Raw genomic sequence first — 22,734 nt, 5'->3', positions numbered from 1 at the left:
AGTATCGCATTTTCATTCTTCTAATTTCTTACCTTATCAAAACGTAAGAGAAAGAATGGAGGCGCCTCCCGGAGTCGAACCGAGGTCCACGGATTTGCAATCCGCTGCATAGCCACTCTGCCAAGGCGCCATTTTTCAACACGTTAGAACCGACTAAACGTTAGCCCCGCTGTGTTCGGGTGCCTACTTTACGGATTGGGTGAAGATAGTCAAACAAAAATGTGAATTTAAATTCTGTTTGCTGACATTTAAATCAAATTGCTGCATGTTCGATCTCTTCAATCAAAAAACACACAGCAAAAACGATTTAAATAAGATGTTCTACCGCTACCACTTCTTCATGAAGCGGCCAACGAGACTTGGATGATACGACCAACAGTGATCAAACATGGTCATAAGTTGAGGGTTACCATACTTAGAAAGACTAACCGCATGGAAACGGTTTTTGTGCTCTTTCAATTTTTCAACCTGAGCAATCATTTCATCAGATTGCTTAGGGGCGATAAAGTCAGAAAGTACGATCAAATCTGCGTTCTTGTATTTATCACCCGTCATCAGGTCAATCGACTTCATGAGTACAGGTTCTAGATCCGTACCGCCGTGGAATGAATAGCTTAAGAAGTCGCTCGCTTCACGCAGGCCATCTTGCCTTGTTAACTCATAGGTAATCTGCTCAGAAGAGAACAGAATCACGTAACAGTCTCTCTCTTCCGCAAGCGCGATTTGCATCAAAGCGTAAGCCATTGCTTTGGCTGACTGCTCTGGGAACCCACTCATAGAACCAGAAGCGTCCACACAGACGATGAACGGCCCTTTTTCAATATCGACGTTTTTGCTATCAGGCTTTTGCGCTTTTACTTTACGTAATGTCCGTGATTTACCTTGCGAACGATAGCTCAATAAACGCTTGTCGGCCAAGTGCTTATAAAAGATAACCTCAAGTTCAGGGTAAGCGAGGAACATGGTTTCGTTTGGCAGCATCTTGTTGAGATCATCACTTTCGTGAATCCCAACAATATCATCGACCGCTTCATCGCTTTTCTCTTCAACCATCTGCAGTTCTTCTACAGGAGCTTTGTGTAGCGAAGGATCATCTTCCTCACCAGCCATACGTCCTAGTTTTTCTGCGATCTCTTGCAAACCCTTGTGCTTATTCAGAAACTCAGCGTGGCGCTTCATGATGGTTAGGTCTGTTTTGCTTAATTTGGCCGATGCCATGTCCCACAAACGCCCTACACTGCCTTCATCGCCCGACTCTGTCACTTTGTCCATGTTTTTCATGGTTTCCATGCGCTGATAAAGATCAGCTAAGACTTTTTCTTTGCTTGTTTCGAGTTCGGTGACTTGAGCTTGTTTGATGGCATCTGACAGCGATTGGTACCATTGATCACAAAAGTAATGTGGAAACATCGCGTTATAAACACCTTTATTGTTTTCCATCAAACGTCTTGCTTGTAGATAAAATGCTGAGTGCCACTCCAGCTTCTTAATAACGCGATCAATCTCGTCAAAAAACTGAGATTCATCCCAGTAAATCACTTCTTGGTAAAGTGCGATTTCCTCTTGGAAACGGTCGGTTTCACACACTTTAGTGACGCGTTTTTTTACTTTACCGCGCCATTTAACTAAGTGGTTTTTGACTGATGTTTTCACACCTTTATTCTCAGCAGCCATCATCACTTGAGAACGAGCGATAAGATCATTCATCGCGGTATCAATGATACCAGAGTCAGCCACCATCAAAGCGAGGTTTAAGCCGTCAGCTCCTAACATATGCTCCCCCTCTTACTCAAAGTACTGACTCATGAACTTAATGCGTTGCGCGATCTTGCTACTCTTCACTTTTGTCGTTTCAAGCTCTTGTGTTACCGCCTGTAAGCTTGATTCCATCGCTTTCGGTAAATCAGGGTCAATATAGTTATGCGGTAATGCGTCATGGAATTCAGTGCGTACTCTTTTTAACTTGAATTCAGCTGCAGTTAACTGTTCTAGGGCTTTCTCAGCGCCGTTCAACCACTTGTTATACAGTTCTTGATCTAAACCGTCAGTAGTCACCACACTCACCAATACAGAACGATTAGCAATATCTTTGATCACTAATTGATTCGATGCATCCAAGTCGAGCTTTAAACGGCATAGATTTTTGTTTTCGTTTACGTAACCGTAAATGTCGCCATGACCTTCTTTTAGAACACGGTCAAAATCATCTTTGGCTACATACACCCAACGACTATCGCCTTTCTCAGATTCAGACACCGACATATTGCTTTGCAGCATAACCAATTTAATAAGATTGTATGCGCTACCGACGCTGTACATTTTCGCGTTCTTGATATCATGTTGGTAAACGTCTTTACGTCGTAAGCCACTGGTTGACTCCACAGAGAGCGACACCGACAGAGTCGATTCAACATCATCTTGAATCTCTTCTAGCTCTTCACGAGACATTTCGATTTGAGATTTAGACTCTTGCTGATCAAACGCTCGGTTCAACGCAAAATCTTTTACAACGCTACGAACCACATCGCGAGATTCAGGGCTATGCCACAAACAATCTTGAAGAAGCATAATATCGAGCGGGTTAACGCTATCACGGCCACTGAAGAATGCGCTCGCTTTCAATAGTTTAACCGCTTTCTTCCAGCGTCTGTCCGAAACATACAAATCCGACTCTGATGCTGAACCTTGCTTCTTAACCGTGTCTTCAAGCATGGTTTTTAGCTCAAATAACTTGTTAAACGAGTTATCCGTCAGCTCCAGATTATCGAGTTCTTTCTGCCATTGATGATATTCAATGTCTGTAATCGCTAACCCTTTTGGAATGACGGCTTCTTGAGAAGTACCTGTCGTTAGCATCGATTTGAAGTTTTGTTTGTTTTGAATACGGTTGACGAACACACGAACTAACATTCGATCATAAAGTGCTTCTAGGCCGCTGTCTTCATCTGGAAGTTCATTAGACGCTGAAACCAACAAGCGCATCGGCACGCGCTCAATGTCTGCGCCATTTTTAAATGTCTTTTCGTTAACCACAGTCAGTAACGTATTGAGAATGGCAGGGCCTGCTTTCCAGATCTCATCAAGGAATACAACTTGCGCGGTTGGTAGGTAGCCTTCGGTCAGCCTTACGTAACGACCGTTGTCTTTTAATTCTTGAATGCTTAGTGGGCCGAACACTTCCTCAGGAGTAGAGAAACGTGTCATCAAATATTCGAAGTAGCTACTGTTGTCAAAAGCCTGGATGAGGCGTTTAGCGATAAGGCTTTTTGCGATACCCGGAGGGCCCAATAGGAACACACTTTCGCCAGCCAGAGCCGCCAGTAAACAAAGCTTAATGGTGTCTTCTCTTTCATAAACGCCATCAGAGAGAGCATGCGCTAATTTATTGATTCTTTCAGAGAGTAGCGCCTTGTCAGCATGTGAGGAAATAGAAGGGTTCATGCGTTACTCCGAAAATCTTTGAACAGTTGAGAGTGTAGATACGTTTTTATACATTTGTTAGCACTTTGTTACAAGTATCTTTTATTATTTAGTTGCCTTTATATCAGATGGTTAAGCTGCAATTTTCGCGCAATCATAGATTCCAATTATGAGAGTAGCATCACGAATGGTGTGAAACTAAATCTATTGTTAACCCTAATTTTTCTTTTATTTTCGACACCATAGACGTTATGGTGGTACACGTCTTCAGTTATAAGAAAAATTGGCAAGGAAAGTGGCCAGATTGCATGAGTAAAGTTATCCATCAATGGAAAAGTATTTCTCTTATAGAAGAGAACGTGACGCTCCCTACGAACGTCGTGGTAAAACATACAACAATAAACCACCCCGGCGCGGCCGTTATTCTTCCTATCACTTCGTCTGGAAAAATCATCCTCATTAACCAGTTTCGTCCTTCTCTTAAAAAATGGCTTTTGGAACTCCCTGCTGGCACGATGGAAATTGATGAGACACCTCTTCAATGTGCACAACGCGAACTCGAAGAAGAAACGGGTTACAGTGCAACTTATTTCCAGAGCTTGGGACAAGTTACCCCTTTAGCTGGCTTCTGTGATGAGATCCAACACTTGTTCATCGCAAAAGACTTAAGCCTTACTACCCGCTTTGAATGTGATGAAGATGAAGTAATAGAGGTTATCGAACTTAGCTTGGAAGAACTGCAACATAAAATTCGCAACGATCAAATTACCGATACCAAAACCATCGCTTGTTTAAGCAAAGCCCAACTATGTGGCCATCTATAGCCAATTATATGACTACCTAAAGTACTCTAGGAGAGAAACATGGACTTTCGTTCTGACACCGTAACTAAACCTTCGCAAGCTATGCGTGATGTAATGGCAAATGCAGAAGTAGGCGATGATGTATATGGCGATGACCCAACCGTCAACGAACTGGAACAATGGGCTGCAAATGAAACCGGTTTTGAAGCGGCTATGTTCACTTCTTCCGGCACACAGGCCAACCTACTGGGTTTAATGGCGCACTGTGAGCGTGGTGACGAATACCTTTGTGGCCAACAAGCGCACAACTACAAATACGAAGCTGGCGGCGCTGCAGTATTAGGCTCGATTCAACCTCAGCCAATCGAGAACAACCCTGACGGCACGTTAGATTTTAAAAAGCTTGCTGCAGCGATTAAGCCAGACGACAGCCACTTTGCTCGTACTAAGCTTCTTAGTTTAGAAAACACAATCAATGGTAAAGTGCTGCCAGTCTCTTACCTAGCGGAAGCGCGTGAGTTCGTAAACCAACACGGCCTGCAAATGCACTTAGATGGCGCGCGTGTCTATAACGCGGCGGCTGCACTAGATGTTCACATTAAAGAGATCGCACAACACTTCGATTCGATGACAATTTGTTTATCAAAAGGTTTGGGTGCTCCGATTGGCTCTCTACTTCTTGGTAGCAAAGCGTACATCGCTAAAGCTCGTCGATTGCGTAAAATGGTCGGTGGTGGTATGCGTCAGGCTGGTATTCTTGCTGCAGCAGGTAAAATGGCGCTCACGGAGAACGTGGCTCAACTTAAAGTAGACCATGAAAACGCAAAAAAACTAGCGATTGGTCTAAGCAAGTTAGAAGGTTTCTCAGTTAACCCTGATTTCATTCAGACTAATATTGTGTTTGCGAAGTTAGATCAGTCGATTGATATTAACCGTATCGCACGGGAGTTAGGAGAGCAAGGCATTACAATGTCACCAGGTAACCCTGTACGTTTTGTTACTCATAGAGATATCAGTTCAAAAGACATCGCGACTTTCCTAACTAAGTTGGAAAGTGCGCTTTAACGCTGAACAAGATTCGCATTAAAGCAATTAAGACTAGAGCTTCCCTTACGAAGCTTTAGTCTTTTAAAAAAATCATTCACCTCTTCCACCGAAAAATAGCCACCTCACCTATACCTATACCTATACCTATACCGACTAATCTGCCTAATAGACTCAACTAAATTAACTGCAACAGAACGCAATCTTGTTTTGGCCTATGTGAATACCTTCTATGTATTAAACCTGCGTTTAAGTATTAAATTATCGTTAAATTTCGATTTTCATTTGTGAGATTAAATTTTTCATGCACGATAAAATCAAATAATTTAATCGTAATAATTTAATTTTTATTTGCCATGCGTACGGTATTTAAGAATAAAACACACCAATTCTAAAAAAACATCGTAAGAGGCTAATTTAAATAGAAATTACCAACTAATATAGATAGCCACTTTTCACTATTACAATTAAAAATCGTCACATTCAAATTATAAACCAGTGAATAAAACTAAAAATAAAATATTCCTGGAAGAATAATCCATCGAAAAATTAACCAAAAATAACGCCGTAGACCATAGTTCTAATTTTATCAATTAATAAAAATCCACTCGTGAATTTAACTGTGGGTCAAAAACTGCCTATCTAATTGAAAACAAAATTATTATCTAAAAATGTACTATTTATACCTTACCTTAAACTCATACTAAAACTCATACTTCGTCTAAATAATAAACTTTTTTTACTACTTCACCATTTTTTAAAGCACTTATAGTTTTGAAAGTTAAGCAACAGGTTACATTCAATCAATCAATGAGAGGTGAAATGATGATTAGAGCATTCGTATTTATTCACAAATTCATCGTCTCAACGTTAATTTTTAGTCTGTCACTTTCATTCTACACCAGTGCTAACACCTTAACGTTAGGAATTAATGGCCAGATCAAAGATCGATGCGAAATAAATTTCTTTTCTGGCAATGTCATGAAGTTTACGGAACACCATGATGTGCAACTATTGCCTTTTAATATGTATTGTAACCGTCCGTTGGGTATAACGATTAATTCAAAATATGGAGGCTTAAAATATCAGCACCAAGGGGTTGATATTATTGAAACTTATAATCTGTCATTACAAATAGACGAGCTTCGGCTTTATGAAAGTAGGCACAGCAGCCAACTTACTTCACCAGTAATGATAAACAGTTCTGGTGTTATTCCTTTCTCTCAACAGGGGAGCCTTAGGGTAGCACTCGAAAATAGCTTGCGTTTCGCGGGTTATTATCAAGACGTTATTGAGATCGAAGTTTACCCTTCGATTCATAGCGTGACCAAGTAAAAGCTCTGCAATGTATCTGCAGAACAACATACGCTCAGCAGTATTCGAGCCAATCATTTAAGATAAAGGAATTTCTAATGAAAAAGCTAACACTCTACGCAGCAACAGTCACAGCTATTTTTGGTGCTCAAGTTCAAGCCGCTCCTGGTGATGTCCAGCTAGTTGGTTTTGTTTCACCTGTATGTGAAGTTACTGGTCTTTCAACACAACTGATGGACTTTGGTAATGTATCTCAAATTCAAAACCTTTCTGTTAGTGGCCTTAACATGAAGTGTAATGACGTCGATGGTGCAACTGTAACACTGACGAGTGCTGAGGGTGGTCTAGAGTCCGATGATAGCGAAGACTACGCTCTTACATACGAAGCAACATTTAACCCTTCAGGCTTAGCTCCTTTCACGCTTAATGCGCCAGGAGGCCCAGGCCTAAATGACGTTTCAATCAGTAACTCTTATGGTGGTTCAGGAGTATTGGCGACTGGTGTTGCCGCGTCCATTGATATTGTGACAACAGAAACCTCCCCATGGGCAGGTGGTTATTCAGATACGTTAACCGTAAATATCACCTCAAATTAGAGGTTGAATAAGTCGGGGGCTATTATTTGGCCTCCGACTTCATCTAAGCCTTTGTTGTATTAAAACTTAACCTCAGTTGTATTACGACTCTAGTTTAATTTGGAGCTCATCGCGATGTATAAATGGATCATGCATAAATGGACTGTTCTCTTATTATTGTCACTCACTTGTTTGTCAGCTCATGCGTTCAAAGTAGAGCCGATGTCTATGGAGATGACGCCACTTGGTAAAAGAGCTCAAATGACAATGAGGGTTGAGAATTCGTCTACCGAACCACTCACAGTCGAACTGTCTCCAGTATTTATGACTATGGATGAATACGGAAAAGAGACCACGACGCCTGCAGATGACGAGCTATTAGTGATTCCAGTAACTGCAATTATAGAGCCTGGACGTTCGCAATCTATTATGGTCCGATATTTAGGCGATCCGTCCATTACAGAGTCAAAAGCTTTTCGTATTGCTGTTAAGCAAGTGAAAGTTCAAAGAGCAAGTAGCAACCAAGGGCAAGTGAGTCTGTTACTTCAGTTTAATACGCTTATCAACGTGCGACCTCAGAACACTGCCTCTCAACTAGAAATTAAAAGTATCGAACCAAATAACAAGAATAACAAATGGGTCCTTGAAGTACTGAACAGCGGTAATAGTTATGGTCGGTTAACCAATACGACATGGAAAATTTCTGACGGCAAAAAATCAACCTATTTAAAAGGCGTAGAAATCGCCAAACGTATTCCAGGAACTTTAGTTCTTCCCTATTCCACTCGTTTTTTCGAAATGCAGCCACTTGAAAATTACAATGTAGAGACGCTATCGATTGAAATCGAGCAGGATCAGTAGCAATGAGACGTTATATTTTTGGTGGGTTCATTTCTTGTTTTCTGTGTGGACAAGCGCTTGGCATAACACTGTTTCCAACCGTCATTGAACTCAATACCGATCACAGGGCAACATCGCAACTGGTTGTGACTAACAACTCAACGCGGGATCTCCCACTTGAAGCTAACGTTCGTCGTTTGAAATTCTTACCTGATGGTACGTTCCAAACAATAGATCTATCGAGTGAGGTGATGTTTGTGTTTCCACCTGCCGCTATGTTGGCACCCGGTGAACGTCAAGTATTCCGTATACAATGGTTGGGAAACCGCCAACTCGAAACTTCCCAAAGTTACTTTGTTCGTTTCAGTACCTTAAATATTGGTCAAAACAACGAAAAAATGGACAGTCCTACCAGTTTAACAACCGGTATCAATTTGCAAGTTCACTACAATGCGTTGTTGCACATTCACTCATCCTCGCTAGAGCCTGACGTGAACTTACATATAGATGAACAAGGAAAACTAACACTCACTAATTCAGGGTCGCGATTTACCTATACATCGTTACTTCATTTTAAGGGGCTCGAATCTCAGAACCAAAAGGTACATGAGGCTTTAGGTGAACAGTTTATTCCACCACGCTCGACTATTACTTTGCCTTCTTCTTTAAATTACTTACCAGTAGGCACTTATCATGGATATGAAAACTGAAACCTCTCACAAGATGTGGCAAGTTTTCTATGTCTTGGGATTAGTACTGTTTTATTGTGCCGCCTTAAGCCCTGTAACTTGGGGCCAGGATATGGTATTGAACCCGACAGGACGCGACATTCAACTTACCTCTTTACTAAGGATAAGTGACACCATTCTTGGTGAAGCGGATATTATCATTACCGCAAACAACCAAATTCTTTTGCCAAAGGAAAGTACGCTGTCTCTCCTTTCGTCTGTCGTCACTCAAGAAGGTATTGGTAAGCTCCATGAGACGACAGACGATGAGATGCTGTCGCAGCACCACTTTATGAGCGTAGGGCTGGGACTAAATTTCGACTTTTCTTCGTTGGAATGTATCGTGACGGTTCCGCCAGAATTTAGCTTAACCCAACAACTCTCGATGAACGGCGCAGATGATTTTTATAACTATGCTGAGCCAAGTCTGTTAAGCGGATACGTTAACGTCGCCCTTTCCGCCAATGAGAGCCAATATGTCGATCAAAAATCGTCAAGGCAAGATCTTTATCGCAGTCAATTCGACTCTGCACTTAACATTGGTTTTTTCAATTTTGAATATGAATCCTATTTAGAAAATGGTTCATCGAAAAAGTCACAATATGTGAGAGAAGGAACTCGTCTTAATATTGACTTTGCACAGCAAGGTACACGACTTGTGCTCGGCGATATGTACAACAGTGGCCAATCTTTTCAGGACAGTACCGATATACTTGGTATTGGCTTAACTCGAGATTTCACACTGATTCCAACCAGAAATGCACGACCACGAGCCAATCAATCATTCACACTTCAAAGAGCCTCGAATGTCGATGTCTATATAGATGGGATTGCAGTCCAACGACTAACTTTAGGCGCTGGTAGCTACAACCTGAGTGATATACCTCTTGCGCAAGGTAGTAACGATATTGTACTCGTCATTACCGATCGTTCTGGAAACGAAGAGCGTATCGAGTTTTCTATTGCGACGGGTAACGACTTGCTCAATAGCGGTGAGTTTGAATATAGCATTATGTACGGAGCACCCTCTGAACTCCAAAATGGACAACTAGAATACCTAACCGATGAGCGTATTTTCCATGGTTATATTGATGTGGGGATTAACCCTTGGTTAACGTTAGGTACCAACTTTCAAACCCGTGAAGATTTATACCAATATGGTACTACCGCACTCATCGCTTCTAGATGGGGAGTCACTGAACTCAATGCTTCACGTAGCGAACATCCTGTATTAGGAAATGGCGATGCTTACAAATTTGCATTCGATGCGGAATTTTCCAGTAAGAATACACTGGCTCCACAACTGAGTGTTAGTTATGAGTATCTGAGCAACAATTTTACTGGTGTTGCTGGGTTTGGCGCCTCCGATAAAGACATCAACTTAACCACTCATTATGCTTCTGCATTCGGTTCGATTTATCTAAGTCGATCATTACGTGCCGCCATGACAGTCAATTACCGTTTAGGAATAGACAAAGAGAACGACTATTGGCTAATTAGCCCGAGTTTATCGGACGGACTGTTTGATACTCACGCGACTTGGAGTGCCCGTGTTAGCTATCAAGATCACGCCAGTAAAGACGATGACATCAGCACTACGCTCACCATAAGTTGGCCTCTTAGCCGACAAACTCGTGTCGTCGGTCGTTACAGTACAGAGCTAAGAGAAGCCGCCTTAGATTACAGCTATCAGAATAATATAGGTAACACCGGAGGGATATCAGGCTTTGCGAGTGTCATTACGAATGAAGAAACGGACGCCGATATGGACGCTGGTATTAACTATACAGCAAACCGTTACGAATTGAGTGCCACCCATGCCTCGCGACTTGACGACATTAGTGGTGACACAAGAAACCACAGTACCGACGTGACCATCAGCAGTGCACTTGCGTTTGCAGGTTCATCGGTAACGATCGGCAGACCAGTCCGAGAAGCATTCGCTATTGTCAGCAAGCACGAAAGCCTCGCAGAGAATGACGTGGCATTAGACCCAACAAAAGATGGAGAGTACGCACGCGTTTACCTTAACGGAGATGCCAGTGCCATGGTCCCTGATCTTGTTGCTTATAATAGCCAAGTCATCGGTTATGAGGTCGATAACTTACCACCGGGATATGATTTGGGGGATGGTGCTTTTTGGGTTAAGCCTGATTACAAGCGGGGCTTCCAACTACAAATTGGTTCCGATGCTGTCTTAACCGTGATTGGTAAGCTATACGACCGTCAAAATAACAATCCAATTTCACTTGTCGCTGGTGTAGCACATTACCTTGGTGAAGCTAAACAGTTACCGATTGACTTCTTTACCAATCGGAGTGGCATATTTGCGATATCTGGGTTAAAGCCAGGGAAATATCAACTGATTCTTGACACTAAAGGACAAGAGTCAGCCGTCATTACTCTCAGCGAGCGCAGTGACAACTTGATCAGACTAGGAGATGTGTATGTGGATTAAACAACTTCGGTGGGGAGGATGGTTCCTCATCGCCATAAATTCTGTATCCTCTGTATTAGCATGTGAAGCTAGTGCATTGACGATTCAACCCGTCTCATCCCAGTCTCAATACGACGTTTTCAACACTGGTAATTACGCAACAATTAATACTTACAGGATCGATGCGAATATAATTGGCGAAGACTGTAAATTGAGTTTGGTTCTACAACTTAATGATACTAGTCGGACGTTAAAAGGGGTAAACCAAGACAAACTCAACTTCGAGTGGAGTGGACAAGTGGGTGTGCCAATCGCCAATCAGTGGCATGTATCATTAACCGACAGTCAACCTTCGACAACCATACAAATGCGTTTCCCAAGCAAACAGTGGCTAGCGTCAGGAACCTACCGGGGGCTTTTAGAAGTGTCGCCCTCTTATACCTCAGACAACCAACAAATAGAGATTAGCCCTAGCTCACTCCCAGTATCTGTTACCGTGCCACCAGCTGCAAAAGTTCACTTTTATGGGTTAACTCAACAGCATTATGACCTTGATCTAGGAACATTATATTCAAACAAGATTATTCGTTCTGCACCGAACCTATGGGTGCAAAGTAATACAGCGTATACCATCGTATTGGAATCATCCCATCAAGGGATGCTACGTCATGAATCTGATGAGACAAAATGGGATATTCCATACGAACTTTCCCTAGATAACGATAGAGTAAACCTCGGTCAACTTGATGCAAAAATTCAGCGTATTTCGGCTACGATCGGTCAACCTATTCCTTTGAGTTTTGTAATTGGGGAAACAGAGAACAAACCGGGAGGAATATATGACGATACATTACAAATTTCTATAGAACCCCTCCTTTCACAGCAGCCTTAAATATGTAATTATATAAATCCTGAGATATGCAACGCAATTATATAAAACCCAGTATCATATAATCACAACACGATTTGTCAGTTTCGGAGTAAAGTATGCATAACAGTAAAAATAATTTAAAGCACATGCTCCTAATTGGCGATAACGGTATAAATAACCAGTTTATTCAACGAGAAATAGAGAAATACAGTGACTTTTGTTTTAGTCGCGAATGTATTTCAGGCATTGAACGTTCGAATCATCGCAAGACGTTTGATGTCATTCTCATTAGTTACTTACTCTTAGCTGACATCAAAGATGTTTACATCACCTTATCAAAAGTAGAGTCCAACAAATGGGTAATCTATGACGTTCCCTCTGATATTACCGGACAGAGTATTACCGTAATGCAACTATTCAACATGTTTAATATAAAGGGCATAATCTATCAAGATGCTCCTGTAGAACACCTTACACGTTGCTTGAAAACGGTTTGTGATGACGACCTATGGTTACCGAGGAAGTTAATGTCGCATATTTTATCCAATGCGCGCTCCCAAACATTCAAGTCACAGGTAATATTATCTACCCTTACAAAAAGAGAAGCTCAAATATTTAAACGAGTTATCAGAGGAGATACAAATTTAGAGATATCAAGTGAACTATTTATTTCAGAAAGTACAGTAAAAACGCATGTATATAATATATATAAAAAAATAAACGTAACCAACCGAAAAGAAGCAATAAGAAAAGCAAATTTTATCAATAGTTTAGAGACTATTATACAACCAGGCATGTAGTTAATATTTGAGTCACAAATATAGAGACACTGGATTGCAGTTATTTTTACAACAGATCGTATTATAATTTAGGCCCTTGAAAAGGTGATCTTCTATTATCCCCCTCCGTCATAAAATCACAGTTAGACTGAACAACGAAGTTTAAATCATATCACCAGTGACTTAATTACATTCTGCCCTCTAAGGTACGAATAGAATTTTTGAACTCACAAAACATCACTTCTTAAGCCCTCTACTCGCCTAACAGAACGAAGTCAGTTGTAACTGTCAACACTATTAGCTTCTAAAATATCTAAAGCATTAAGCATCTAAAGCAATTCGGACTTGAGCTTCCCCTTAGGGTAAGCTTTATTGTTATGTTTTTACCGGAGCAAAAGCATGACTTACCGTTCCTTCACTTTACTATTACTCACTCTTTCCCCTAGCCTTCATGCCTCTAATTTTGGCGATCCTGAACTGGGTAAAATGAAGTCACCAAGTTGCATTTTCTGTCATAACCCCACGGGTGAAACAAGTAACACTGCTTACCCAAAACTTTCTGGCCAAGATTCAACTTACCTCTATAACACAATGAAAGCTTACCAGAACGGTGATAGACAAGGCGCTTACGCTGAGATGATGCAAACACAACTGAGTAAACTCAATGATCAAGACTTGAAAGATATTGCGGCTTTTTATGCTTCACAACAGTAATGGATTTCACCTTCATTAGATCAGTCTAAGTTAAATAAACATCACTAAGTCGCCTATACTTCAAGCAAACTCACTGAGCTCATTGAAGGTCGGGAGAGATATACCTTTACACGTATCATCCAACCCTTACAATGTGCAGCAAATATATTTATCAAGGTTTATCTCTATGTCTATTCAATGGTTTCCGGGTCACATGCATAAAGCCCGTAAAGAAATCGAAGAAGTTATCCCACAGGTTGATGTGATCATCGAAGTACTGGACGCTCGTATCCCGTTCAGTAGTGAAAACCCAATGATCTCTTCACTGCGCGGCGATAAGCCTTGTGTAAAAGTGTTGAACAAGCGCGATCTTGCGGATCCTGAGCTTACTGAGCGTTGGATTGAGCACTTCGAGAAAGAGCAAGGCGTTAAAGCGATTGCGATTACTACTAGCGCTAAAGAAGAAGTGAACCACGTTATGGAGCTCGTGCGTAAGTTAGCACCGCACCGTGAACAGATGGGTAAGAACATTCGTACAATGATCATGGGCATCCCGAACGTGGGTAAATCGACCATCATCAACTGTTTAGCGGGACGTACGATCGCGGTTACTGGTAACCAACCTGCGGTAACTCGTCGTCAACAACGTATCAATCTACAAAATGGCGTGATCCTTTCAGATACTCCTGGAATCCTATGGCCTAAAGTAGAAAACCCACACAGTGGCTTCCGCTTGGCTGCAACAGGCGCTGTAAAAGATACGGCAATGGAATACGATGAAGTGGCATTCTACACAGTCGAGTACCTTGCAAAGCAATACCCTAACCTTTTGCAAGAACGCTACCAAATTGAAGAGCTTCCAGAGTCTGACATCGAATTAATGGAAGCGATTGGTCGTAAGCGTGGCGCACTTCGTGCTGGTGGTCATATCGACATTCACAAATGTTCGGAAATCCTACTTCACGAACTGCGTAATGGTACTTTAGGTAAAGTAACGTTAGAGCTACCAGAAATGATCACACAAGAACTGATCGAAGTTGAAGAAGCGGCTGCGCTGAAAGCCGAACAACAGATTAAGAAAAAAGAAGAGCGTCGTAAGCGTTACTTGAAGAACAAGCGTTAATCTCTCTTCGTTTTAAGAAAAAATCACATGGTGCGACTAAGTGCCAAATAATTGAAGTGTCTAATCTAATCAAAAAAGCCCCGAACAATTTAATGCTCGGGGCTTTTTGGTTTGTTCTTCAGCTTTAAAGCAACTTCAGTAAGAGGCAGCTGTTGAGCAAGGAACCATTATTCAACTTGAAGTGACTAAGAATACACAATGCTTGCTGTTTTCTGTTCAAGTTCAACGGGAGAGCTCCAAGAAATCACCTTCTCATTCACTTGACTTCCACATGGTGCATTCCAAACTTGCTCTAGCTCTTCTTTACCACCAATCGCTTGATAAAAAGCAATCGCTTGGTGATTTTCAGACATCACCTCTAGGTACAGACCTGAATCCGAATAGTATTGCTGCAACCACTTCGATAATTCAGACAATAAACGCTTACCAACACCACGACCGCGATAGGCATTATCTACATGTAACGCATCGATGAACGTGCCACGCTCAAAGTTGTGATTACCAAACGCGCAGACGAAACCAACCAGTAAACCGCCCTCTTCAAGCAATAAAACATGTTGGTTAAAAGGAGGGTTAATCAAACGAGTCTGCCAAATAACAGATCTGTCCTCCAAAACATCATTTTCTAAGTAATCATCAGCAAGAATGCCACGATAATATAGCTTCCAGCTATCCGCGTGTAATTGGGCAATCCGCTCATAATCTTTATATTCAGCTACCTTAATTTCCATTTATTAGCCCTTAGTACTTCCATTTATGACTTGCTACTACATTTCACACTACCTTTATACAATATTTAAGCAAAACATACTAATACACGTTTACACTTTCAATATTGACTTACACGTGTACGCTGATATTCTAGCGCACAGATGTAAGCTCAATGGAAATTTGCTAATGAATAGTGCCGACAAACAATCTACAAAAAAGCCGCCATTAATCTGGCTCAATATTTTTGTATTCTCTTTTAGTATGCTGCTTGCTGTTGTTGCAGCTCCCGTTTATGGCTACTTTTTTGGCTATGGTATGGAGCACTGGATATGGCTAGCGATCTGCTTTACGTTCTGTAACCTTTCAATCACGACGGGTTATCATCGCTTATGGTCACACAAAGCGTTTGAAGCGCATTCAAGCCTAAGATTCCTGTTTGCACTAGGTGGCGCATTTGCCCTGCAGAACAGCGCGTTACACTGGTCTTCTGATCACCGTGTGCACCACAAACATGTAGATAACAACGACAAAGACCCATACTCAGCAAAACGTGGTTTTTGGTATTCTCACATCGGGTGGATGATTCGTAACTACAGCACCTCGATGTATGAAAATTATGAAAATTGTCGAGATTTAAAGAAAGACAAAATTGTTATGTGGCAGCACAAGCACTATGTTCTGTTGGCATTGCTAATGAACTTCGGTGTTCCTATCGCATTGGGTGTTATTTACGGTGACGTACTTGGCATGTTGTTAATCGTAGGTGCTGTTCGTTTGGTGCTTAACCATCACACGACATTCTTCATTAACTCTCTTGCTCACATCTGGGGTAGCCAACCTTTTACCGACAAAAACACGGCCCGTGATAACGGTGTGTTAGCGGTTCTAACTTTTGGCGAAGGCTACCACAACTTCCACCACATCTTTGAGAACGATTACCGCAACGGCATCTACTGGTGGCAATACGATCCTACAAAATGGTTGATCAAGAGTGCTTCTTTGATGGGATTGGCAAGCAAGCTTAAGAAAACCCCTCAAGCTCGTATCGAAAAAGCAGAAGCATCAATGTTACTTAAACGCACGCAGCAAAAGATCATGCATCGTGCCGACAAGCAGCAAATCGCGGACAAACTTCAACAAGAATTCGATGCTCTAGTATCAAACATGAACGAGTATTACGAAGTCAAAAAGCAGCTACTTGAAAGCAAACGCGAAGATGTTGTGAAGAAGTACGAACACTCTCTACTTAAAGTTCGTTACCAACAAATCAAAATGAATTTTGAGCAACAGAAAAAAAATTGGGCAATGACAGTGGAACAGTATGCTTAAGGTAGAACAATATACTTAAGGCTGAGTAGTCCGCTTAATGTACCAGTAACGACACTGCTTGACTCTTATTTGAAGCCCTCATATTACTATGAGGGCTTTTTTATGAGCGTAACCTATTTGCCATTAGCCATTAGCCAAATACTGTCAAGTCTAAATTGTGGACTTCAAGAACCATAGTTATTGGATTCCAGAACTCTTTCTTCAACCTGAATTTATACTTATATTACTTTAACTTACTGAGTTTAAATCTAAGGAATTGAAAATGAGCAAACTGACTATTATTGCAACGATCGTCTCTAAAGAAGACAAAACTGAGCTAGTTAAATCAGAGATGATTAAATTGATCGATAGAACCCGTGTTGAAGACGGTTGTATAAACTACGACTTACACCAAGATAACAGTAACCCTGCTCACTTCGTTTTTCATGAGAACTGGGAGTCTGAAGCTCACCTAGAGAAACACTTAGCGAGCCAACACATCGCTGAGTACATGGCTGCGACTGAAGGTTGTATTGAAACCTTTGTGCTTAATAAAATGACGCACATTGCCTAACCAGTCACTCAGTACTGATTCAATAGAAAACCCTGCTCTGATCGCAGGGTTTTTCGTTTCTACAAGCTTATATCCGCTCATTCTAATAATGAAAAAACCCGCCAGAGTAGCGGGTATGGTCAATAATCATGACTGTCAAAGACAGATAGATAATACCAATCGTAGTAAATAACTGTCAGCCTAGCTGGTTCAAAAACTTGATAACTGCGTTAGAATTTTTGATTGTAGAATAACTACTTATCGAAAAATTCTGCCTTGTTCTCCAGTCTTTTTCCTGCGCTATTTCTGATCACTTACTTACTGTGATTGGTATAACAACCATCAATCCAATATTGAGTGCCTCTTTACAGTGGCACTCTGACATTTCTTTTGCTGATCGCTAGCACGGGGGCACTAGTTAAAAGCACGAGCCAAAATGCCATTCCCTTGATATTGGTAAACACTTGAATTACTACTTACAAAGACCGATTCTCCGGGTTTAAGAGAAACTGACCGTCCTTCTGAAGTGACGGTCGCCTCTCCTTCCACACAGAACAAGATCTCCGCGCTACGTAAATACTGTGACTTGCTCTCATCAGTCGCAGACAAGATATCAAAGCCAAAGTCATCCACTGGAATCGGATAGCTCATCTTGCCCTCTTTCAATACAGGCTTAAGACGAATATCTTCTGGCTTAATCGGCTCAAAGATCGTGTTATCGATAAGCTCAGGAACGTCTATGTATTTGGGTGTAAGACCGGCGCGCAGCACATTGTCTGAGTTTGCCATAATCTCCAAACCTGTGCCTTGAACATAAGCGTGAGGTGTTTCTGCGAACAGGAACATCGCTTCACCGGGCGCCAGTTCAACCGTGTTGAGCATCAATGGGGCAAACAAACCAATATCACCCGGATAGTGCTGTTTGAATTCAATGCTGTATTGCAGAGCTTCACGCCCCATGACCGTTTTAGCTGGTCGCGCATGTGCAGCATAAAGCTCATTAAGCGCAGACGCTTTACGGTCACCTTCAAGAGACATAATGGCGCTAAAGAAAGACTTCAGAGAATCACTGTCGGCATTGGCTTTAAGCACATTAAGTTCAATCGCTAACGAAGGAATATCGGCTTCTTCGAACAAGGCAATAATATCGTCGATTGGACGAAAGCCATTCATCGCTTTGTAAAAGGTCAACGCATAAACCAACTCAGGCTTATGGTTTGGATCTTTGTAGTTACGATTAGACGCATTCAAAGGGATGCCAAGTGCATTCTCTCGCTCAAAACCTAATTCTGATTTGCGCTTGTTGGGGTGAACCTGAATCGACAACGGTGTTTCAGCTGCTAACACCTTAAATAAGAAAGGTAGCTCACCGAAACGTGCCGCCGTGTACCCACCTAAGACATCGATCCTATTTTCATCAATCATGTGAGAAAGCGGCTCACCGGTATCGCCTACTTTGGAGCAACCATTAGGATGAGCACCCATCCAAATTTCTGCTTGAGGTTCTTGGTTTGGGTTCACAATACCAAACAGTTGGTTAATGGAGTCTTTGCTTCCCCATGCGTAGTTTTGAATAACGTTGTCGAGTTTAAATAGAGACATAATTACTTCTCATTAAAAATCTGGCTGCCAAGCTTGAGCGTGGCGGCGATATTACGGGCAGTACGAGTCAGGTTTTGATTCGCTTCTAATAAAACTTGGTCTAAAGACTGAGGTGAACGTACGGTTCCAAATAAGCTAGACATTGAACCGTAAAGCTTTTCAACGTCTTGCCCCAAAGAGCCCGCTATTCCAATGGTTGGAATACTCAGCTTTTGAGCTCTCTGAGCGATACCGAAAGGTGTTTTACCTTGCAGGGTTTGGTTGTCCATCTGCCCCTCTCCGGTCACGACCAGTGAAGCACCTTCAAGAACCTTATCTGCATCCAAAGCATCTAATACCATCTCAATACCCGCTTTAATTTGGATATTGAAGGCAAGACTTAACCCCAGAGGTGTACCACCAGCCGCACCAAAACCAGCTGTGTCGCGATGATTAGTACCCGTATGTACTTGAGCGATATCGGCAAAGTGACCGATCGCAATATCAAGTTGTTCAACTTGAGCTTTTGATGCTCCCTTCTGTGGACCAAACACGGCACTGGCTCCGCTTTCGCCACACAGTGGATTATTCACATCACACGCGACCACGAACGTGATTTCTTTGCATCTAGGGTGCAGTCCATCAAGATCGATGCTTGCTAACTGGCTTAACTCGGCGCCGCCACCAGATAGCTCGTTGCCTTGCTTGTCTAATAACTTGCCTCCCAATGCTTGTAAAATTCCTGCACCTGCATCGTTGGTTGCGCTACCGCCCAAGCCGATAATGATTTGTTCAACGCCTTGATCTAAAGCATCTTTAATCAATAGCCCTGTGCCAAACGAAGATGCAGTTAAAGGTGATCTTTCTTCTACCGTTAATCGGTCTAAGCCCGATGCTTGAGCAAATTCCAACAAGGCAGTTTTCACCTTAATTCCATCAAAAGTCTGCTCTAACGACGCCCAGTAAGCTGTGCATTCACGTCCGATTGGGTCCATCGTTTGCAACCCTTGTTTCTTACCATTGAGCGCCTCTAGCAACACGTCTACCGTGCCTTCACCACCATCAGCGAGTGGCATTTTCACAAACTCTGCATGAGGGAAAACGTCGGCAAATCCACGCTCAATACAAGACGCAACTTGATGCGCGTCGAGTGATTCTTTAAATGAATCGGGGGCAATTACAATTTTCATTGTCGTTCACCATTCCCGCCCACCAAGATGAGCGGGTGATTGAAATTAGAATTTGACTTGGAATGTTTTTGCTTGGCAAGATGCCAGCTGGCCGAAGTCTTCAGTTGCTACATCACCTTCGCGTACGCGCTCATCCATGCTTGTCTCTTTCCAGCTTGAAACTGCTTGAGTGAACGAAATTGAATCTGACACAGAACCTGTTTCTGCCGGGTTGTAGACACGCATGATCAACGCATCTTCATCTTCCGCTTTCTTCAGTACACTCAGTACCGCACCTGCTTGTTGCTTCGATAACAAGCTGAAGCTCATCGGTAGGTTTTGCTCGCCCACATTCAGCTTCATCGCGTTGTAAGGGATCTTGTTGTAGCATTCGATTTGAGTGACATTGTCACGTGCTTGCGCCATGACGTTCGCGTCAATATGGTTACCAGAGAAACCGCATAGAGTGAATTCACACACTAACTTGCCGCGTACTTGTGAGTCCGGTGTCGGGATCTTGATACCGGAAGGGCGACCCGGACGAAGCAATAACTCTTCTTTACCCAATACACCGATACCGCGGAATAACGTTAGTGCGAACGTATCTCTATTATCGTCGCCTTGCGAAGCAATCACTTCAAATTCACGCAGGCCATTCGACATAATCGCCATACCCGCTTTGCCGTTTTCTAGCGCTGCGAAGTTCATTGACTGATACACAGGAACTGGCGCTTCTTTCCACTTCTCTTCTTCCCAAACCGCCATAGCAGGGTCATTGGTTGGTCGAGTAATACAACCGAACTGGTTATCTGCAACCACAGTTTCAGAAACGAATGGCGTTGGTACTAGCACACGTACACGGTGGTCGTCGGCTTGGTTGTCTAGTTCCATACGAACTTCAATGCGGCGAGAACCTTGCTTCAATACCACTTGGCATTGCGCTTCAACGAATCCGTTTTGACCCGTACGTTCTTCACGCTCTGCAAGGTTTGCAGGCACGTTCATGCGGAAAGCGATGTTCGCTACCGATTGAAAGCCTTGGTGATCAATCGATGTTTCTACCGGGAACTCATCTGAGTACAGCAACCATTCTTGACGAGATGGAGAGTAATCGTACTCATCGCCGTCATCAGAACCGTCTTCTAAACGAAGTACTTGGTCGAATACTTGCTCTGTCTCTTTATCGAAAATAGTCAGAGTACCGTTGTCGTTTACATTGATTCGGTAGTACTCGTTCTCTAGCAAGTAGTCTTTTTGTTCTGCAACTTTTACTGCGCCCTTCTCGTTACCTTGGATGTGTAACGTGGTGAAGCCCATCGCTGGCACAGTACGTTTGATCTGAATATCAAACTCCATGAACGGGTCGTAGTTACCGTAGTGAACGATTTGACGGTCTACTTTACCTGGGTCAATTTGGCGTTTATCTTGGATGAAGTATTCAACAGGGTTTTCGTTTTCATCAAAAATAGAGAACTCTTGAGCACGGATAGTGATAGTCGTGTTAACCACTTCTTCACGCTCATATGGAGAAAGGTTAAACATCGCCAACTTGTCGCAACCTTCGCGATCTGGCATGTGGTCAACAATCTTACGCTTGTAGAAATGAATCAGGTTGGTCGCCATATCGTCCGCAAGGATGTAACGGTTTAGGATCTCAGCGTGAACCTTGTCAGAACAACAGCAGCCAATCGAGTCATGAGCGTGGTTCTTCATGCTCTCTTTCCACATTTTCTCAATCAAACCATGGTGGTATTCAAAGCCTAATGTCCAAGCGATAGACGCTAGTGGTTCTAAGATGTTTACAATCTTGTTTTCGATTTCTGCGTGGATCAGTTTGATATCCATACGCGTAGAAGAGATCGTACGGTGAACACGCATGTATTTACCGTCGTTGAACTCGCCTTTAATTGTGTCGAGTTGGTCGCGCGCCGCTTCTACTTTCTCGAACACTTCTTCGTAACGACTCATTGAGAATTCACGATCTGGGTAGATTTCGCGAAGTTTGTCCATTACTTCAAAGATGTCTTTTTGAATCGGCATTTGGTCATGGCCATTCGGCAGCAAAATGTCTTTCGTTACCGATGGCTTTTCTAGCACTGGGAAGTACTTATCTAAACGAGCACGCAAGCCTTCTTCGTCTTGTGGAAGGTATTTGCCAATTGCGTAACCTAGCGGAAGCACTTGTGCCGTAACTTCACTGCCGTCATTAGACTGCCATAAGAATTCTGTTTTGTTGGTGCCATGACGCTCTGAACAACCACGCCAAAACATTGCACGCGTGATGTCGAAACCGTTATAGATCATCGGCAGCTGTGAGCTCATGCTGAATGAATCTGGTAGGTAACCGATCTTCATTGCATCGCCAAATTTCATACAGTCACGAATGCCATACATCATGTTACGCACAATCGACTCACCAGAAACTTGCATTGTGTCGGTTTGAGAATACCAAGGGCCAATAATAAGCTTGCCCGCTTCAACCAATGCTTTTACGCGTTCTGTGTTCTCTGGTTTGATCGCAAAGTAGTCTTCTAGAACAGCGGTTTGACCATCTAGAACGTAGTATTTGTATTCTGGATCACTCTCCAGACGGTTCATGATTTCTTCCATGTTGTTCACAAGAAGAATGCGAGACTCTTCTGTTGTGAAATACCATTCACGATCCCAGTGCATGTGTGGAGTAATATGTACGCGTGATGTAGTCATAATCATTTACCTAAATGTGTCGCTTCGAGTAAATCTAAAATTCGAACTCAAATACGACTAAATTAAAGTTTTTCAAGGG

The 22,734-nt window shown here is 42.4% G+C and carries 19 protein-coding genes and 1 tRNA gene; 13 read left to right on the top strand and 7 right to left on the bottom strand.

All coding sequences use genetic code 11. The features are described from left to right. Window positions 1-56 precede the first annotated feature (56 nt). From AB4513_RS18350 to AB4513_RS18340, 3 genes are all read right to left on the bottom strand, one after another. A tRNA-Cys gene (locus AB4513_RS18350) sits at window positions 57-130 on the bottom strand. Window positions 131-327: 197 nt separating this feature from the next. Then, window positions 328-1,773, bottom strand: coding sequence for an ATPase RavA stimulator ViaA (gene viaA / locus AB4513_RS18345; protein WP_102258343.1), 1,446 nt, complete (start codon window positions 1,771-1,773; stop codon window positions 328-330). A 12-nt stretch (window positions 1,774-1,785) separates the two neighbouring features. Continuing rightward, window positions 1,786-3,441, bottom strand: coding sequence for an ATPase RavA domain-containing protein (locus tag AB4513_RS18340; protein ID WP_012600558.1), 1,656 nt, complete (start codon window positions 3,439-3,441; stop codon window positions 1,786-1,788). Window positions 3,442-3,728: 287 nt separating this feature from the next. Between AB4513_RS18340 and AB4513_RS18335 the strand changes: the two genes are divergently transcribed. The 11 genes from AB4513_RS18335 to ylqF all read left to right on the top strand — a co-directional run bounded on the left by AB4513_RS18335 (window position 3,729) and on the right by ylqF (window position 14,627). Next, window positions 3,729-4,244 (top strand): NUDIX hydrolase, encoded by a 516-nt coding sequence (locus tag AB4513_RS18335; protein WP_009845430.1) that lies wholly within the window; start codon window positions 3,729-3,731, stop codon window positions 4,242-4,244. A 39-nt stretch (window positions 4,245-4,283) separates the two neighbouring features. Beyond that, window positions 4,284-5,288, top strand: a complete 1,005-nt coding sequence (ltaE, locus tag AB4513_RS18330; RefSeq protein ID WP_009845431.1) for a low-specificity L-threonine aldolase — start codon at window positions 4,284-4,286, stop codon at window positions 5,286-5,288. 789 nt (window positions 5,289-6,077) lie between these two features. Next, a complete protein-coding gene (locus AB4513_RS18325) occupies window positions 6,078-6,602 on the top strand; it encodes a hypothetical protein (RefSeq protein WP_170962721.1) in 525 nt (174 codons plus the stop codon). A 77-nt stretch (window positions 6,603-6,679) separates the two neighbouring features. Then, window positions 6,680-7,177 (top strand): hypothetical protein, encoded by a 498-nt coding sequence (locus AB4513_RS18320; RefSeq protein WP_009845433.1) that lies wholly within the window; start codon window positions 6,680-6,682, stop codon window positions 7,175-7,177. 114 nt (window positions 7,178-7,291) lie between these two features. Then, window positions 7,292-8,017 carry a molecular chaperone gene (locus AB4513_RS18315; protein ID WP_102258342.1) on the top strand — a complete coding sequence of 242 codons (726 nt, stop codon included), beginning with the start codon at window positions 7,292-7,294 and terminating at the stop codon, window positions 8,015-8,017. A gap of 2 nt (window positions 8,018-8,019) precedes the next feature. After that, on the top strand, window positions 8,020-8,706 hold the full coding sequence (locus AB4513_RS18310; RefSeq protein WP_012600554.1) for a molecular chaperone: 687 nt from the start codon (window positions 8,020-8,022) through the stop codon (window positions 8,704-8,706). Then, complete coding sequence (locus AB4513_RS18305) at window positions 8,690-11,182, top strand: fimbria/pilus outer membrane usher protein (protein ID WP_170962718.1); 2,493 nt, start codon at window positions 8,690-8,692, stop codon at window positions 11,180-11,182. Before AB4513_RS18310 ends, AB4513_RS18305 begins: the two co-directional genes overlap by 17 nt. Then, complete coding sequence (locus AB4513_RS18300; RefSeq protein ID WP_009845437.1) at window positions 11,172-12,053, top strand: hypothetical protein; 882 nt, start codon at window positions 11,172-11,174, stop codon at window positions 12,051-12,053. Before AB4513_RS18305 ends, AB4513_RS18300 begins: the two co-directional genes overlap by 11 nt. Before the next feature lie 95 nt (window positions 12,054-12,148). Continuing rightward, on the top strand, window positions 12,149-12,832 hold the full coding sequence (locus AB4513_RS18295; protein WP_009845438.1) for a helix-turn-helix transcriptional regulator: 684 nt from the start codon (window positions 12,149-12,151) through the stop codon (window positions 12,830-12,832). Window positions 12,833-13,210: 378 nt separating this feature from the next. Further along, window positions 13,211-13,525, top strand: a complete 315-nt coding sequence (locus AB4513_RS18290) for a cytochrome c (protein WP_009845439.1) — start codon at window positions 13,211-13,213, stop codon at window positions 13,523-13,525. A 166-nt stretch (window positions 13,526-13,691) separates the two neighbouring features. Then, window positions 13,692-14,627, top strand: coding sequence for a ribosome biogenesis GTPase YlqF (gene ylqF / locus AB4513_RS18285; protein WP_009845440.1), 936 nt, complete (start codon window positions 13,692-13,694; stop codon window positions 14,625-14,627). Window positions 14,628-14,812: 185 nt separating this feature from the next. Here ylqF and AB4513_RS18280 read toward each other — a convergent pair whose 3' ends face one another. After that, window positions 14,813-15,358: a GNAT family N-acetyltransferase gene (locus AB4513_RS18280; protein ID WP_009845441.1), complete on the bottom strand. Its 546-nt coding sequence runs from the start codon at window positions 15,356-15,358 to the stop codon at window positions 14,813-14,815. A gap of 166 nt (window positions 15,359-15,524) precedes the next feature. Between AB4513_RS18280 and AB4513_RS18275 the strand changes: the two genes are divergently transcribed. Then, complete coding sequence (locus AB4513_RS18275; RefSeq protein ID WP_009845442.1) at window positions 15,525-16,667, top strand: fatty acid desaturase; 1,143 nt, start codon at window positions 15,525-15,527, stop codon at window positions 16,665-16,667. Window positions 16,668-16,929: 262 nt separating this feature from the next. Next, the gene (locus tag AB4513_RS18270) at window positions 16,930-17,220 is read left to right on the top strand and encodes a putative quinol monooxygenase (protein WP_009845443.1); all 291 of its coding nucleotides are present in this window, start codon (window positions 16,930-16,932) and stop codon (window positions 17,218-17,220) included. A gap of 393 nt (window positions 17,221-17,613) precedes the next feature. Here the strand turns inward: AB4513_RS18270 and manA are convergent, their stop codons facing one another. The 3 genes from manA to mngB are packed head-to-tail and all read right to left on the bottom strand — an operon-like array spanning window position 17,614 to window position 22,655. Beyond that, window positions 17,614-18,801 (bottom strand): mannose-6-phosphate isomerase, class I, encoded by a 1,188-nt coding sequence (gene manA / locus AB4513_RS18265; protein WP_009845444.1) that lies wholly within the window; start codon window positions 18,799-18,801, stop codon window positions 17,614-17,616. A 2-nt stretch (window positions 18,802-18,803) separates the two neighbouring features. Further along, window positions 18,804-19,970: a glycerate kinase gene (locus AB4513_RS18260; RefSeq protein ID WP_102258341.1), complete on the bottom strand. Its 1,167-nt coding sequence runs from the start codon at window positions 19,968-19,970 to the stop codon at window positions 18,804-18,806. 45 nt (window positions 19,971-20,015) lie between these two features. Further along, complete coding sequence (mngB, locus tag AB4513_RS18255; protein WP_009845446.1) at window positions 20,016-22,655, bottom strand: mannosylglycerate hydrolase; 2,640 nt, start codon at window positions 22,653-22,655, stop codon at window positions 20,016-20,018. Between the last annotated feature and the right edge of the window lie 79 nt (window positions 22,656-22,734).

It is taken from the genome of Vibrio sp. 10N.222.54.E6 (assembly GCF_041473955.1).
Classification (GTDB): domain Bacteria; phylum Pseudomonadota; class Gammaproteobacteria; order Enterobacterales; family Vibrionaceae; genus Vibrio; species Vibrio tasmaniensis_A.
This window is presented reverse-complemented; position numbering and strand designations above follow the sequence as displayed.

What these genes read in the sequence shown, in the direction of transcription:
- AB4513_RS18260 (WP_102258341.1), bottom strand. Translation starts at nt 19,970, where the DNA reads ATGAAAATTGTAATTGCCCCCGATTCATTTAAAGAATCACTCGACGCG.
- ltaE (WP_009845431.1), top strand. Translation starts at nt 4,284, where the DNA reads ATGGACTTTCGTTCTGACACCGTAACTAAACCTTCGCAAGCTATGCGT.
- AB4513_RS18275 (WP_009845442.1), top strand. Translation starts at nt 15,525, where the DNA reads ATGAATAGTGCCGACAAACAATCTACAAAAAAGCCGCCATTAATCTGG.
- AB4513_RS18305 (WP_170962718.1), top strand. Translation starts at nt 8,690, where the DNA reads ATGGATATGAAAACTGAAACCTCTCACAAGATGTGGCAAGTTTTCTAT.
- AB4513_RS18270 (WP_009845443.1), top strand. Translation starts at nt 16,930, where the DNA reads ATGAGCAAACTGACTATTATTGCAACGATCGTCTCTAAAGAAGACAAA.
- AB4513_RS18315 (WP_102258342.1), top strand. Translation starts at nt 7,292, where the DNA reads ATGTATAAATGGATCATGCATAAATGGACTGTTCTCTTATTATTGTCA.
- AB4513_RS18340 (WP_012600558.1), bottom strand. Translation starts at nt 3,441, where the DNA reads ATGAACCCTTCTATTTCCTCACATGCTGACAAGGCGCTACTCTCTGAA.
- AB4513_RS18300 (WP_009845437.1), top strand. Translation starts at nt 11,172, where the DNA reads ATGTGGATTAAACAACTTCGGTGGGGAGGATGGTTCCTCATCGCCATA.
- AB4513_RS18295 (WP_009845438.1), top strand. Translation starts at nt 12,149, where the DNA reads ATGCATAACAGTAAAAATAATTTAAAGCACATGCTCCTAATTGGCGAT.
- AB4513_RS18310 (WP_012600554.1), top strand. Translation starts at nt 8,020, where the DNA reads ATGAGACGTTATATTTTTGGTGGGTTCATTTCTTGTTTTCTGTGTGGA.
- viaA (WP_102258343.1), bottom strand. Translation starts at nt 1,773, where the DNA reads ATGTTAGGAGCTGACGGCTTAAACCTCGCTTTGATGGTGGCTGACTCT.
- manA (WP_009845444.1), bottom strand. Translation starts at nt 18,801, where the DNA reads ATGTCTCTATTTAAACTCGACAACGTTATTCAAAACTACGCATGGGGA.
- AB4513_RS18335 (WP_009845430.1), top strand. Translation starts at nt 3,729, where the DNA reads ATGAGTAAAGTTATCCATCAATGGAAAAGTATTTCTCTTATAGAAGAG.
- ylqF (WP_009845440.1), top strand. Translation starts at nt 13,692, where the DNA reads ATGTCTATTCAATGGTTTCCGGGTCACATGCATAAAGCCCGTAAAGAA.
- AB4513_RS18320 (WP_009845433.1), top strand. Translation starts at nt 6,680, where the DNA reads ATGAAAAAGCTAACACTCTACGCAGCAACAGTCACAGCTATTTTTGGT.
- AB4513_RS18280 (WP_009845441.1), bottom strand. Translation starts at nt 15,358, where the DNA reads ATGGAAATTAAGGTAGCTGAATATAAAGATTATGAGCGGATTGCCCAA.
- AB4513_RS18325 (WP_170962721.1), top strand. Translation starts at nt 6,078, where the DNA reads ATGAGAGGTGAAATGATGATTAGAGCATTCGTATTTATTCACAAATTC.
- AB4513_RS18290 (WP_009845439.1), top strand. Translation starts at nt 13,211, where the DNA reads ATGACTTACCGTTCCTTCACTTTACTATTACTCACTCTTTCCCCTAGC.
- mngB (WP_009845446.1), bottom strand. Translation starts at nt 22,655, where the DNA reads ATGACTACATCACGCGTACATATTACTCCACACATGCACTGGGATCGT.